13 protein-coding genes and 1 pseudogene are annotated in these 13,435 nt (G+C 73.5%); 10 read left to right on the top strand and 4 right to left on the bottom strand.

All coding sequences use genetic code 11. From position 1 onward, the window contains the following. The first annotated feature begins 142 nt into the window (after positions 1-142). Genes egtA through egtD form a run of 4 tightly spaced genes read left to right on the top strand, consistent with a single transcriptional unit; the run spans position 143 to position 4,570 of the window. Complete coding sequence (egtA, locus tag ACQ9ZG_RS31220; RefSeq protein ID WP_109915733.1) at positions 143-1,492, top strand: ergothioneine biosynthesis glutamate--cysteine ligase EgtA; 1,350 nt, start codon at positions 143-145, stop codon at positions 1,490-1,492. Continuing rightward, positions 1,489-2,856, top strand: a complete 1,368-nt coding sequence (gene egtB / locus ACQ9ZG_RS31215; protein ID WP_109915734.1) for an ergothioneine biosynthesis protein EgtB — start codon at positions 1,489-1,491, stop codon at positions 2,854-2,856. Before egtA ends, egtB begins: the two co-directional genes overlap by 4 nt. Continuing rightward, complete coding sequence (egtC, locus tag ACQ9ZG_RS31210; RefSeq protein ID WP_499281467.1) at positions 2,856-3,611, top strand: ergothioneine biosynthesis protein EgtC; 756 nt, start codon at positions 2,856-2,858, stop codon at positions 3,609-3,611. Before egtB ends, egtC begins: the two co-directional genes overlap by 1 nt. Then, a complete protein-coding gene (gene egtD / locus ACQ9ZG_RS31205; protein WP_109917670.1) occupies positions 3,608-4,570 on the top strand; it encodes an L-histidine N(alpha)-methyltransferase in 963 nt (320 codons plus the stop codon). The genes egtC and egtD overlap by 4 nt, the downstream gene beginning before the upstream one ends. 212 nt (positions 4,571-4,782) lie before the next feature. Here the strand turns inward: egtD and ACQ9ZG_RS31200 are convergent. The 3 genes and pseudogenes from ACQ9ZG_RS31200 to ACQ9ZG_RS31190 form a co-directional block, all read right to left on the bottom strand. After that, positions 4,783-5,679: pseudogene (locus ACQ9ZG_RS31200) on the bottom strand (lysophospholipid acyltransferase family protein); the annotation flags it as partial. Then, entirely contained in the window at positions 5,676-6,506 is an 831-nt protein-coding gene (locus tag ACQ9ZG_RS31195; protein ID WP_109917028.1) for a GNAT family N-acetyltransferase, read from the bottom strand. The gene ACQ9ZG_RS31195 and the pseudogene ACQ9ZG_RS31200, both read right to left, overlap by 4 nt. Before the next feature lie 315 nt (positions 6,507-6,821). Beyond that, a complete protein-coding gene (locus ACQ9ZG_RS31190; RefSeq protein WP_028417996.1) occupies positions 6,822-8,075 on the bottom strand; it encodes an extracellular solute-binding protein in 1,254 nt (417 codons plus the stop codon). A gap of 204 nt (positions 8,076-8,279) precedes the next feature. Between ACQ9ZG_RS31190 and ACQ9ZG_RS31185 the strand changes: the two genes are divergently transcribed. Beyond that, on the top strand, positions 8,280-8,495 hold the full coding sequence (locus tag ACQ9ZG_RS31185; protein WP_018487443.1) for a dodecin: 216 nt from the start codon (positions 8,280-8,282) through the stop codon (positions 8,493-8,495). Between the two features lie 22 nt (positions 8,496-8,517). On the opposite strand, the gene ACQ9ZG_RS31180 is transcribed toward ACQ9ZG_RS31185, so the two are convergent. Beyond that, a complete protein-coding gene (locus ACQ9ZG_RS31180) occupies positions 8,518-9,006 on the bottom strand; it encodes a phosphatase domain-containing protein (protein ID WP_109917027.1) in 489 nt (162 codons plus the stop codon). Positions 9,007-9,314: 308 nt separating this feature from the next. Here ACQ9ZG_RS31180 and ACQ9ZG_RS31175 point away from each other — a divergent pair, with 308 nt between their 5' ends. The 5 genes from ACQ9ZG_RS31175 to ACQ9ZG_RS31155 all read left to right on the top strand — a co-directional run bounded on the left by ACQ9ZG_RS31175 (position 9,315) and on the right by ACQ9ZG_RS31155 (position 13,359). Next, positions 9,315-9,566: an MbtH family protein gene (locus ACQ9ZG_RS31175; RefSeq protein WP_028417998.1), complete on the top strand. Its 252-nt coding sequence runs from the start codon at positions 9,315-9,317 to the stop codon at positions 9,564-9,566. A 32-nt stretch (positions 9,567-9,598) separates the two neighbouring features. Beyond that, complete coding sequence (gene sbnA / locus ACQ9ZG_RS31170; RefSeq protein ID WP_109916985.1) at positions 9,599-10,750, top strand: 2,3-diaminopropionate biosynthesis protein SbnA; 1,152 nt, start codon at positions 9,599-9,601, stop codon at positions 10,748-10,750. After that, positions 10,744-11,766 (top strand): 2,3-diaminopropionate biosynthesis protein SbnB, encoded by a 1,023-nt coding sequence (gene sbnB, locus ACQ9ZG_RS31165; protein WP_109916986.1) that lies wholly within the window; start codon positions 10,744-10,746, stop codon positions 11,764-11,766. The genes sbnA and sbnB overlap by 7 nt, the downstream gene beginning before the upstream one ends. 280 nt (positions 11,767-12,046) lie before the next feature. Further along, positions 12,047-12,667, top strand: coding sequence for a helix-turn-helix transcriptional regulator (locus ACQ9ZG_RS31160; protein WP_109916987.1), 621 nt, complete (start codon positions 12,047-12,049; stop codon positions 12,665-12,667). Next, positions 12,664-13,359, top strand: a complete 696-nt coding sequence (locus tag ACQ9ZG_RS31155; protein WP_084990563.1) for a response regulator transcription factor — start codon at positions 12,664-12,666, stop codon at positions 13,357-13,359. The genes ACQ9ZG_RS31160 and ACQ9ZG_RS31155 overlap by 4 nt, the downstream gene beginning before the upstream one ends. Positions 13,360-13,435: the final 76 nt, after the last annotated feature.

The following is a 13,435-nucleotide window of genomic DNA, read 5'->3' as shown; positions in this document are numbered from 1 at the left end:
TCCCCCCTCCGGTGCATACGGTGCATGCTGGTCGTGGGAGGGGTGTGGCGGCAACCGCTTTTCCGGTGGCTCAGGGGCACCCTTGTGCGATCCCTGGGTACGGGTTTGGGTGGTAGGTACGCAACTGAGAAGGAGGCGCCTCATGTCCCCGGACACACCCGGCGGCCCCGGACCGCGGCCGGAATCCTCCCCCCTCGACGAGGGCACGGCACAGGATTTACTGCGCGGCATCTGTTTCAAGACGGGCCCCCCGCGCATCGTCGGGGTGGAACTCGAATGGCTCATCCATGACCTGGAACATCCGACCGTGCCCGTGGCCCAGGAGCGGCTGGACGACGCGGTCGCGGCCCTCCGTGAACTGCCCCTGAGTGCCGCACTGACGTTCGAGCCGGGCGGGCAGCTGGAGCTCAGCTCCCAGCCGGCCGGCTCCCTGATGGAGTGCGTCGAGACGACCGCGGCGGATCTGGCCGCCGTCCGGGGTTCGCTCGGCCGGGCCGGGCTCGCCCCGGTCGGGTACGGCGTGGATCCGTGGCAGACGCCACACCGCCGGCTCCGCGAGCCCCGTTACGACGCCATGGAGGCCGCTCTCGACCGGGCGGGTCCGGCCGGTCGGGCGATGATGTGCACCTCCGCCTCCGTGCAGGTCTGTCTGGACGCGGGCGAGGAGGAGCCGGGGCCGCGCGGCTACGGCCGGCGCTGGCAGCTCACCCATCTCCTCGGTGCCGTCCTGGTGGCGGCGTTCGCCAACTCGCCCTTCCGGCAGGGGCGCCGGACCGGCTGGAAGTCCACCCGGCAGGCGCTGTGGGCCGACCTCGACCCCGTACGCACCCTGGCGCCGGGCGGCGGGCTCCCGCCGCGCGAGGCATGGGCCGCGCATGTGCTGGACACCACCGTGATGTGCGTGCGCCGGGAGGACGGCCCATGGGACGTGCCCGAGGGGCTCACCTTCCGGGAGTGGATCCGCACCGGAGCGCCCCGCCCGCCGCTGCGGGCCGATCTCGACTACCACATCACCACCCTCTTTCCTCCGGTCCGGCCGCGCGGCCATCTCGAACTGCGCATGATCGACGCGCAGAGCGGCCCGGACGGGTGGCTGGTGCCGCTCGCCGTCGCCACGGCCCTGTTCGACGACCCGGAGGCCGCCGAGACGGTGTACCGGGCCGTGAAACCCCTGGCCGAGTCGGCCGGTTCCGCCGCCGCGCCGCGTAACGCGCTGTGGACGACGGCGGCCCGCGAGGGGCTGGCCGATCCGGAGCTGCGGGCGGTGGCCGTCCTCTGTTTCGAGACGGCGCTCGACGCGCTGGACCGCATGGGGGTGAGCACCGCCGTACGGGACACCGTGGCGGACTTCCACGACCGGTATGCGGCCCGGGGCCGATGTCCGGCCGACGATCTGCTCCGACCGGGCGCCCTCGCCGAGCCGGTCCTCCTCTCCGGCGCCACCCGCGCGCCGACCGCACCGCCGTCCCCGGGAAGGGTGGCCTCCGCATGACCGACGACCGCACCCCCTCCGCCGTCGCCGCGGACGGCTTCCCGACGGGCTCCGGCGGCCACGATCCCGAGGCGCTCCGGCAACGGGCCCTCGATGCCCTGCTGACCGCCAGGGCGCGCACCACCGTCCTGACCGACAGCGTGGACGAGGGTGAACTCACCGCCCAGCACTCCCCCTTGATGTCCCCGCTGGTCTGGGACCTGGCGCACATCGGCAACCAGGAGGAGCAGTGGCTGCTCCGCGCGGTGGGCGGGCGCGAGGCGCTGCGCCCGGAGATCGACGGGCTGTACGACGCCTTCGAGCACCCGCGCGCCGCCCGGCCCTCGCTGCCCCTGCTGGCGCCCGCCGAGGCCCGGACGTACGCCTCGGACGTACGCGGACGGGCCCTGGACATCCTGGAGGCCGCCCCGCTGCACGAGGGCGGACGGCCGCTGGAACGGGCCGGATTCGCCTTCGGCATGATCGCCCAGCACGAACAGCAGCACGACGAGACCATGCTGATCACCCATCAGCTCAGGTCGGGGCCGGCCGCGTTGACCGCACCCGCCCCGCCCGATCCCACCGATGCCGTCTCCCTACCTGCCGAAGTGCTCGTCCCCGGAGGCCCGTTCACCATGGGAACCTCCGCCGAGCCGTGGGCTCTCGACAACGAACGGCCCGCGCACCGGCGGGAGGTGGCGGCCTTCCACCTGGACACGGCCCCCGTCACCTGCGGGGCGTACCGGCGGTTCATGGCGGACGGCGGGTACACCGACGCCCGCTGGTGGGCGCCCAAGGGCTGGGACATGGTCCGCGAACACGCCCTGGACGCACCGCTGTTCTGGCACCGGGACGGCGGGCAGTGGCTGCGCCGCAGGTTCGGGGTGACCGAGCAAGTGCCGGACGACGAGCCGGTGCTGCACGTCAGCTGGTACGAGGCCGACGCGTACGCCCGCTGGGCGGGGCGGCGGCTGCCCACGGAGGCCGAGTGGGAGAAGGCCGCCCGGCACGACCCCGCCTCCGGTCGTTCGCTCCGCTATCCCTGGGGCGACACGGACCCGACGCCCGGGCAGGCCAACCTGGGCCAGCGCCATCTGCGTCCGGCGCGGGCCGGCGCCTATCCGGCGGGCCGGGCGCCGTCCGGCGCGGGCCAGCTGATCGGTGATGTGTGGGAGTGGACGTCGAGCGACTTCCTGCCCTACCCGGGGTTCGTGGCCTTCCCCTACCGGGAGTACTCCGAGGTGTTCTTCGGGCCGGGGCACAAGGTGCTGCGCGGCGGCTCGTTCGCCGTGGACCAGGTCGCGTGCCGGGGCACGTTCCGCAACTGGGACCTGCCCGTGCGGCGGCAGATCTTCTCCGGGTTCCGCACCGCGAGGGACGCCTGATGTGCCGTCACATCGCCTACGTGGGCGATCCGGTGGCCCTCGGGTCCGTACTCTCCGCGCCACCGCACTCCCTGGTGCGCCAGTCCTGGGCACCACGCCGCCAGCGGCACGGGACGGTCAACGCGGACGGTTTCGGCGTCGGCTGGTACGCGAACGGCGACCCGGTCCCCGGCCGCTACCGCCGCCAGGGGCCCATCTGGCACGACGAGACCTTCACCGACCTGGCCCGGGTGGTGCGGACCACCGCGCTGCTCGCCGCCGTACGGGACGCCACCGAGCCGGGTGCGGACGGGGAGGCCGCGGCCGCGCCGTACACCTCCGGGCGGCTGCTGTTCAGCCACAACGGGGCGGTGCCCGGCTGGCCCGGCTCGCTCGCGGGGCCGGCCGCCGCGCTCCCCGCGCGGGAGTTGCTGTCGCTGGCCGCCCGGAACGACTCCGCGCTGGTCTGGGCGCTGGTCCTGCACCGCGTCGCCGCCGGGGACGATCTGCCGGGCGCGGTCGCGGAGACCGTCCGCGAGGTCGCCGAGGCGGCGCCGGGCGCCCGGCTGAACCTGCTGGTCACGGACGGCACCAGCATCGTCGCCACCGCCTGGGGCGACACGCTCTGGCACCTCCACGACCCGGGCCGCTCGACGGCCGTGGCCTCGGAGCCGTACGACGACGATCCCCGCTGGCGCGAGGTCCCCGACCGCACCCTGCTGGTCGCGACCGCCGCAGACGTCACCCCCACACCGCTCAAGGAGCCCGCAGCGTGAGCCCATTCCTGCTGACCCGCACCCTGCCGGAGGACGCCACGGACGCGGCGCTGCGCGCCGACGTCCTCAGCGGGCTGACCCGTCATCCCAAGACGCTGCCGCCCAAGTGGTTCTACGACGCGCGCGGCAGCGAACTCTTCGAGGAGATCACCCGGCTGCCCGAGTACTACCCGACCCGCGCCGAGCGGGAGATCCTGGAGGACCGCTCCGAGGAGATCGCCGCCGTCTCGGGGGCCCGGATGGTGATCGAGCTGGGGTCGGGCTCCTCGGAGAAGACCCGCCATCTGCTGCGGGCCCTGACCGGGCTGGAGAGTTACGTTCCGGTCGACGTGAGCGAGAGCGCGCTGACCGGGGCGGCCGAGTCGCTGCTCGTCGACCACCCCGGGCTCTCGGTCCACGCCCTGATCGCGGACTTCACCGGCGGCCTCGCCCTGCCCGGCACCCCGGGGCCCCGGCTCGTCGCCTTCCTCGGCGGCACGATCGGCAATCTGCTCCCCGAGGAGCGGGCGGGATTCCTGCACTCGGTGCGCTCGCTGCTCTCCCCCGGCGACACGCTTCTCCTCGGCACGGACCTGGTGAAGGACGAGGAGACGCTGGTCGCCGCGTACGACGACGCGGCGGGCGTGACGGCGGCCTTCAACAAGAACGTGCTGAGCGTGGTCAACCGGGAGCTGGGCGCCGACTTCCCGCTCGACGCGTTCGACCATGTCGCCGTGTGGAACCCGGAGCAGCGCTGGATCGAGATGCGGCTGCGGGCCCGCCGGGCGCTGAAGGTGAAGATCCGGGAGCTGGATCTGGTGGTGCCGTTCGAGGCCGGTGAGGAGGTGCGTACGGAGGTGTCGGCCAAGTTCCGCCCGGAGGACGTGCGCGAGGAGCTGGCCGCGGCCGGGCTCCGGCTCGCTCAGTGGTGGACGGACGCGGAGGGGCGGTTCGCCCTGTCGCTGGCCACAGCGGTCTGAGGAGGCGACGGCCGGGCGGGGGCGGCGGCCGGCGGCTGTACGGGAAGGGGGACGGGGACAGCGGTGGGGGCCGGGGCCACGGCCGGGGCCTTCGCCGCTCCCCGGCCCGTTGGCGCCCTCCGTGCTCCCGGCGCATCCCAGGCCGTTGGCGCCGTGAATGCTCCCGGCGCATCCCGGGCCGTTGGCGCCCTGCGTGCTCCCGGCGCTCTACGCGCCGTCGTCGCCGGACGCGCCGTCACCGTACGGTCGCTGCCGAGGACGGCGGCGCGGGCGGCGCGGGCCAGTTCGCGGCGGCCGGGCTCTCCGTGCGCGGAGACCGGGGCGTAGGCGCGTGCCGGGATGGCGGCGAGGACGTGGACCTCGGCGGTCAGTCCGGCCGCCCGCACCACCCGCCAGAGGGAGGCGGTGAGCGGGTCGTCCCCGACGAACGCGGCCGCGCCCGCTCCCCCGGTGCCGTACGTGATGCGCACCGGCCGTACGGAAACCTCGGCGTCGATGGCCGCCTGGAACACGGCGGGCCGGAACGCCCCGCCCCGCCCCCGGCCGCACCAGGTGCTGCCCTCGGGGAAGACCACGACCCGGGAGCCGGAGCGCAGGGCGGTGGCGACCGAGGCCACCGCGGCGGGCAGCGCGCGCAGCCGGTCCCGGTCGATGAAGAGCGTGGAGCCGAACCCGGCGAGCCGGCCGAGCAGCGGCCAGTCGCGCACCTCGGTCTTGGCGAGCATCCGGCCGGGCAGCACGGCGGCGACGAGCGGGACGTCCAGCCAGGAGAGGTGGTTGGCGACCACCAGTTCGCCGCCGTCGCCTCGGACGTCCGGATGCCCGCGGACCGTCACCCGTACGCCGAAGGCCCGCGGTATGCCCCGCGCCCAGTACCGCAGCAGCCGCGTCCGCGGCGCCCTGGGGAGCGACCGGACCGGCGCGGCGCAGACCACTCCCAGCAGCACCCACCCGCAGCCGGCGAGAAGCCGCAGAGCGGCGTGGAGCGGGGGCCGGGCCGCTCCGGTGTGCCGGGCGCAGGAGGCCGGGGCGCAGGGGGCGACGGGCAGCCAGGCGCTGGTGCCCGCCGGACGGGGGGCGGGCCTGTCCTCGGTGCGGGAGGTGCTCATGCCTGCGGTACGAGGGAGAGGAAGTGGCGGAGGTAGCGCGGGTCGGTCCGGCGCAGCGAGAGCAGGACGTAGAGGTCGGCCACGTTGAACTCGGGGTCGTACGCCGGTGCTCCGCAGACCCAGGCGCCGAGCCGCAGGTAGCCGCGGAGCAGCGGGGGCAGGTCCGCCCGGGAGCCGTTGCCCGCGTCGGGGTGCGCGGCGGCGTCCCAGAGGCGGTGCGGGGTGACCCAGTGCTCCTCGGGGGCGAGGTGCGCGGTGCGTACGGTGTTCCAGCTGCGGGCGGCGAGGGTGCCGCCGTCGGCCAGCGGGAGGGAGCAGCAGCCCGCGAGCCAGGTGTGGCCGGAGCGCTGCATGTAGCGGGCGAGGCCGGCCCAGACGAGGGCGATGACGGCGCCGTCGCGGTGGGCGGGGTGGACGCAGGAGCGGCCGACCTCGACGAGGTCGTCGCGGATGGGGGCGAGGCGGCCGAGGTCGAACTCGCTCTCCGCGTAGAGCCGGCCGGCCATCCGGGCGCGGTCGGGCGGGAGGAGGCGGTAGGTGGCGACGACCTGGTCCGTGGCGGTCTCGCGGACCAGGAGGTGGTCGCAGTACGCGTCGAACGCGTCGCTGTCGAGGCCGGGTTCGGGCCCTTCGAGGCGGGCGCCCAGCTCGCCGGCGAAGACCTGGTGGCGCAGGCGCTGGGCGGCGCGCACGTCCTCCGGGCCGGTGGCGAGGGAGACCCGGTAGGCGGCGGCCGGTTCCGGGGAGCGGGGAGCGGCGGCGGCCGGTGCCGGGGGGACGGGCCGGGTGGGCAGCACGGCGGGCGGGGCGGTGGGCAGCACGGTCATGGCGGTCTCCGGGGACGGATCGGCGAAGTCGGCTGCCGGGCCGTCGCGCGCGGCGAAGGCCCGGCCCCTTACTTCTTCCGTCACCGGCTGGATTCGACGTGACCGCTGTGGAGCGCGGGGATGTGCGACGGCTGAATCCCGAGGGACGCGGCCGGGGCGGACCGGGCCGGGAGCGGTTGCGGACCTGCCCGGCCCGCACCGACGACACCCGACGGCACCGGCGGGCACCCGTTCGGTACCGACTCGCAGCTGCGGCACCGAATGGTGTGTGCGCCCGCCCGGAGCGACGCCCGACCGGGCGGGCCCGGCGCTCCCTCAGCTGCCGGCGAGCATCGCCGTGATGCGCTCCGACGCCTTCTTCGCCTCCTGCTCCGGGTCGCCGCCCGTGAGCACCGCCGTCATGTACGGCTTGATCGGGTTCTCCGCCTCGACCTTGGCCCACTGGGAGGAGTTCGGGGTGGCGCGGCCCTGGCTCGCCCCTTCGGCCATCGCGGCGGTGCCCTCCTCGCCCTCGACGACATGCGCCAGGCTGGGCTTGTTGGGCACGTAGCTCATGGTGCGGGCCAGCTCCGTCTGCCACTTCTCGCTCGCCAGCGCCTTGACGACGGCGATACCGGCGCTGCGCTGGTCGGCCTTCTTCGGCACGATGAGGTCCGAACCGCCGGTGAAGACGGAGCCCGGGGACTTGGCGGACTTGCCGGGAATGGGGAAGTAGCCGAGCTTTCCCTTGAGTTCGGGGTTCTGCTGCTCGATGAGCGCGGCGCTGCCGGGGAGCGAGATGATCTGGGCGACGTTCCCCTTGGCGAATACGTCGTTCTGCGGGGGCTTCTCCTCGTCGGAGTCCATGGGCCCGTCGCCGAGCGCCTGGAGTTCCTTGTAGAAGTTCATTCCGGCGAGCGCTTCCGGGGTGTCCAGCGCGCCCCGCCAGTCGCCGCCGCCGCCCTCCGCGAGTTCGCCGCCCTCGTCCCAGATGAATCCGGCCAGTACGTACCAGTTCTGGCCGGCCAGATAAATGCCCTGGTTGCCCTGCGTGTTGAGCTTCCCGGTGTCCTCGATCCACTCGGCGCGGGTCTTGGGGGCGTCGTCGATGCCCGCGGCCTTGAAGATGTCCTTGTTGTAGATCACCACGCGGTTGGCCGCGTACCAGGGGATGCCGTACTGGACCCCGCTGATCTGCCCGGGCTGGGCGAGGCCGGGCAGCCAGTCCTCGCTGCCCAGGTCGCGCATCGACTCCAGGGTGAGGTCTCGCAGGTTGCCGCTCTCCGCGTACTGCGCCACCTGTGTGTTGCCGACCTCGATCACGTCCGGGGCGTCGTCGCTCTCCAGGGCGGCCAGGACCTTGGGGCCGATGCCGCTCCATTCCTGGATCTTGAAATCCAGCTTGACGGAGGGGTTCTCCTTCTCGTACGTGCTGGTGAACTTCTCCAGGAATCCCTGCGAGACGCTGTCCTTCATCAGCCAGACCGTGACCGTACGGTCTCCGCCACCCGAACCGGAGAAGTACCCACATCCGCTGAGCGTGACGGACGAGACGAGCGCGACGGCTCCGACGAGTATGCGGTTCTTCACGTAGTCACCTTCTGCGAAACGGCACGACGAAATCAGGACCCGGTGTGGGGGGATTGCGGGCGGCGCTCGCACGGGTAGGTGGCTGAATTTTGGTATGGACCATTCAGTAGGTCAAGGCGCGTGCTCGTCCCGGTTCGTCCCTGGTCGCCCCCTCGCGCGAGACCCGGGATTGAGGCACGGTGGTCAGCAGAGAGGAGACAGAACATGCCCAACCACACTTATCGGGTCACCGAGATCGTAGGAACCTCCGAGGAGGGCGTCGACGCGGCGATCCGGAACGGCATCGCAAGAGCCGCGGAAACGTTGCACAATCTCGACTGGTTCGAGATTAACCAAGTTCGGGGCCATATCGAGGATGGCCGAATCGCGCACTACCAGGTCGGCCTGAAGGTGGGCTTCCGTCTCGACGAAAACCCCTGATCACCCCTCGGTTCCCCTCTGGTCAGGTCCGTCCGTCCCGCTCCTGGGCGTTCTTCAGCGCCTGCGAGGGGTCGGACCAGCGGGCCCGCACCACAGGGAATCCAGCCACTTCGGCCGCGGCGCAGACCAGCTCGTCGTCGTCGACCAGCATGCGCACCTCACGCGACCGGCCCAGCCGCCGCAGGATGTCCAGCTTCGTCCGGCGGGCCGGGCGCCGGTCGTCGTTGCGCCGCATGAACAACTGCCCGCCGGGCAGCCCCTGCCGGTCCAGCCACTCCACGGTGTCCCGGCGACAGCGCTCGGGCCGCCCGGTCAGATAGACGATCTCGCACTCCGTGGCGCTCGCCCGCACGAGCGCCACCCCGTCGGCCAGCGGCGGATCGGCCGGGGCGGCGGCGAAGAAGCCGGCCCAGTCGCGCTTCGGGCCCTCCAGGAAGTGCTGTCGGTGGGCCGTGTCGGCGAGCGTGCCGTCGAGGTCGAACACGGCCAGCGGCCGGGCGTCGTCGTTCATCGGACCAGCTTAGGAAGGCTCGGCGCCCACCGCGTGCCGAACCGCTCCGGCCCTGCCCCCGGCAGCCGGCACCCACCGCGCGGCAGCGGGGGCGGGAGGCGCGCGCAGCCCACGGACCGCGGGCGCGTGCCTCCCCTCCCCCGCCCTTCCGGTGCGCGGTGCGCCCCGGGCCGGACGGGAAGGACCGGCGGGCGGCCGCCGCCGTCACCGCTGCCCGTTTGTCTCTACGGTCGGCCGATGCCAGAAGGCACTCTCACTCTGGCGCCGGTATCGACCGCGGCGCGACCACCGACCGAGGAGAGACGGCGATGTCCGACCACACCGAGAGCGTCTACCGCGTCGTACTCAACGACGAGGAGCAGTATTCGATCTGGCAGGCCGAGCGCGAGCTGCCCGCGGGCTGGCGGGCCGAGGGAACCCAGGGCAGCAAGGAGGAGTGCCTGGACCACATCGGACGGGTGTGGACGGACATGCGCCCCGCCAGTCTGCGCCGCCGGATGGAGGGCGAGGCCGCCGGGGCGGCCGCCGGTAGGGCCGGACGCCAGAGCCTCCCGGTCTGATCCGCCTACCGACACCGAGGGGAAGTCCGGCGATGAACTCCGTCTCCCAGCCGAGATACCGGTCGGCCCTCGTGGCGCAGGCTGCCGGGCCTGCGGACGAGGAAGCCCTACCGCACGACACCATTCAGCCGTCCGGCCCCGCGTCCGCCGGGTACGGCCCGGGCCGTGCGGGCGCCCTGTCGGCCGTCGGCGGGACACCGCTGGTGGAACTGACCCGGCTGGTGCCCGGCGCCCGCTTCCGGGTCTGGGCCAAGCTGGAGTCGGTCAGCACCGGCGGCAGCATCAAGGACCGTTCCGCCTACGCCATGCTGAGCCACGCCGTCGCCACCGGCGCGGTGGTCCCCGGCAGCGGCACCGTGGTCGAGTCGAGCTCGGGGAACCTCGGCGTCGGCATGGCCCAGGCCTGCCGCGCCATGGACCTGCGGTTCATCTGCGTGGTGGACCCGCGCACCAATCCGCAGAACATCGCGATCATGCGGGCGCTGGGCGCGGATGTGCACACGGTCACCGAAGGCGACCCGGTCACCGGCGAGTTCCAGCCGGTGCGGATCGCCCGCGTGCGCGAGCTGGTCGACGCGCTGCCCGGCGCCTACTGGCCCAACCAGTACGCCAACCCCCGTAACTCCTGGGCGCACCGGATCACCATGGCGGAGATCGTCGAGGGCCTGGGCACCGCGCCCGACTACCTGTTCTGCACGATCAGTTCCTCGGGCACTCTGCGCGGCTGCGGCGACCTCATCCGCGACCGCGGGCTCCCCACCCGGGTGGTCACCGTGGACGCCGAGGGCAGTGCCATCTTCCGGCCGCCGACCGGGCGCCGGCTGATCCCCGGCCATGGCGCGGCGGTCCGGCCCCCGCTCTACCGCAGCGGGCTCGCCGACGAGGTGGTGCACGTCAGCGACCTGGACAGCCTGGTGGGATGCCGCCGACTGGCGCTGCGCGAAGGGCTGTTGCTCGGCGGCTCCTCCGGCGCGGTGGCCACGGCCCTGGAACGGACGGGCGACCGCATCCCGGACGGTGCCACCTGCGTACTGATGATGCCGGACCGCGGCGAACGTTATCTGAACACGATCTACGACGACGGGTGGGTGGAGCGCCAGTTCGGCGAGGTGTCCCACCTGTGGAAGGACGAGGTGGCCGACGTGGCCGAGAACAGCGGGATGACCGGGGTGGCAGGATGCTGACGATCGGCAACGGAGACGTCCGGCGGCTTCTGGACGGCCGGGAGCGGGAGGTGCTGAACGCCGTGCGCGAGGCGTATCTGCTCCACGCCGCCGAGGACACGTCGCTGCCGCACTCGGTGTTCCTGCGCTTTCCCGACGACCCCGGCAACCGGATCATCGGACTGCCCGCGTATCTGGGCGGGGCGGAGCCGCTGGCCGGAATGAAGTGGATCGCCTCCTTCCCCGGCAACGTCGCGGAGGGGCTGGAGCGCGCCTCCGCCGCGATCATCGTCAACTCCATGCGGACGGGCAGGCCGGTGGCTCTCGTGGAGGGCTCCACCATCTCCGCCCGCCGCACCGCGGCGAGCGCCGCCCTCGCCGCGGCCGCTCTGCCCTCCGGGGACGGCCGGGAGACGGGCGTGTCGCTGATCGGCTGCGGTGTGATCAACTTCGAGGTGCTACGCTTCCTCCTGGTGGTACGGCCGGAGATCACCGACATCACCGTCCACGATCTCGATGCCCGGCGGGCTGCGGACTTCCGGGACCGCTGCTCCGCCGAACTGGCCGGGGACGGACGGGTGGTGCGGGTGGCGGAGAGCGCCGGGGCGGCGCTCTCGGCGCACCGGCTGGTCAGTCTGGCGACCACGGCCACCGTGCCCCACCTGGATCTCGACGCGTGCCTGCCGGGCACGCTGGTGCTCCACGTCTCCCTGCGGGACGTCACGGTCGAGGGCGTGCTGGACGCGGTGAACGTGGTGGACGACCCCGACCATGTCTGCCGGGCGGCCACATCGGTCCATCTGGCGGAGACCCGGGTGGGCAGCCGCTCGTTCATCGACACCACGCTCGGCGAGCTCCTGAGGGACGCGGAACCGGGTCCGCGGGACCCGGCACGCACCACCCTGTTCTCGCCGTTCGGCCTCGGGGTACTGGACCTGGCCCTGGCCGGACTGGTACTGCGCGAGGCCCGCGCGGCCGGTGTCGGCCAGGAGATCTCCGGCTTCCTCCCCGAATCGCGGGTCGCCGAGACCGTCTGAGCGGGCCGCGCCTGGGGAACGGCCCCCCATATTTCGGCCGCACCCCCACCCCCTTGGCCAAGAACCGACTTCTCGCAGGTCAGAGACGGTACCCGCCCACAGCCCCCGTGCGTTCCCGGACGCGCACGGGGGCTGTTTTCCGTTCATGGGCACCGCGTGGGCACGCGGAGGTGGGGGCGTCGCGGAAATCTGGGGGTGGTGCACCGATGTCCCGCGCGCCCTCGATCTTGATGCTCGGTGTTACCGGCGAGAGCCGTTACCGAGCGAGGAGGAGGATCCGATGAGGAATACGGTGCGGGTGAGCGTCGTCGCTGAGGACCCGGTGCTGGAGGCGGGCACCCTGAGCGCCCTGGCGAGCAGCCAGGAGGTCCTGCCCGCCGTCGGGGACGAACTCCCCGACGTGACGGTCGTCGTGGTCGACCGGGTGGCCGACCCCGTTCTGGACCTGCTGCGCCGCACCCGGGCCGCCGACCACCGTCCGGAGGTCGTCCTCGTCGCCACCGAGCTGGGCCCGCCGGAGGCACTGCACGCCATTGCCACGGGTGCCCGGGGTCTGCTGCGCCGCCGGGAGACCAGCGGCCCGCGACTGGCCCACGCCGTGCTGGCCGCGGCGAGCGGGGACTGCACGGTGCCGCCCGATCTGCTGGACGGGCTGCTGGAGCAGCGTACGGAGGACGCGGGAGCGGGTGTCGCCGACGCCTGGGGGGCGGCGGGGCTCAGTGAGAGGGAACGCGCGGTGCTCCGGCTGGTGGCCGAAGGCCACGAGACCAGCGAGATAGCCGGACGGCTCTCCTACTCGGTCCGGACGGTGACGACGGTCATGCACAACGTGACCCAGCGCTTCCGGTTGAGAAACCGCGCCCACGCGGTCGCCTACGCGCTGCGGGCGGGTCTCCTGTGAGCCCCGCCCGGGCGCTGGCCGGCGCCGCCGCGCCCCACCGTGCCGCCACCGACCGGACCGCGGTACGCGTCCATGTGCGCGCCGCGGACGACGACCTCCGCAGCTCCTGGCACCGGCGGCTGACCGGGGCGGGAATCCCGCTGGTGGAAGGCGGACGGCCCGACCCCGATCTGGTCGTGCTGGCCGCCGGGAGGACCGTGGACGAGGCGGTCGCGTCGTGCCCTGCCCCCGAGGCCGGGGGGAGCAACCGGCACGGGGTCCTGGTGGCCGCCCAGTCGGTCTCCCCGGACGGTGTGCTGCGGGCGGTGCGGGCGGGGGCCCGGACGATCCTGCGGACCACCGACGCCACTCCGGAGCAGCTGGTGGCCGCCGTGCACTCGGCCCACCACGGCGACGGCCGGCTCCCCTACGGCGTGCTGGTGCGTCTGCTCGGCGCCTCCCAGCAGTCGGGGCCCGAGCCCGCGGCGGCTCTCCCCGACGCTCCCCGGACCGCCCGGACGGCTCCGCTGACTCCGCGCCAGACGGCGGTGCTCACCCTGGTCGCCGAGGGGCACGGCAATGCGGTGATCGCCCAGGCGCTGTCCTGCTCGGAGCACACCGTCAAGAACGTCATCTACGAGCTGATGGCCCGGCTCCAGGTCAGGAACCGGGCCCATGCGGTGGCGCGCGCGGTGCGAGCGGGGCTGATCTGACGGTTCGTCCGCGCCGGAGCCGCGAACCGCGTGCGGGCCCGAGGTCGGTGACCTCGGGCCCGCACGCGGTTCCGCC

Source organism: Streptomyces araujoniae (genome assembly GCF_050871195.1).
GTDB classification, from domain to species: Bacteria; Actinomycetota; Actinomycetes; order Streptomycetales; family Streptomycetaceae; genus Streptomyces; species Streptomyces bacillaris.
The sequence above is the reverse complement of the archived record's forward strand: the minus strand, read 5'-3'. Positions and strand labels throughout refer to the sequence as shown.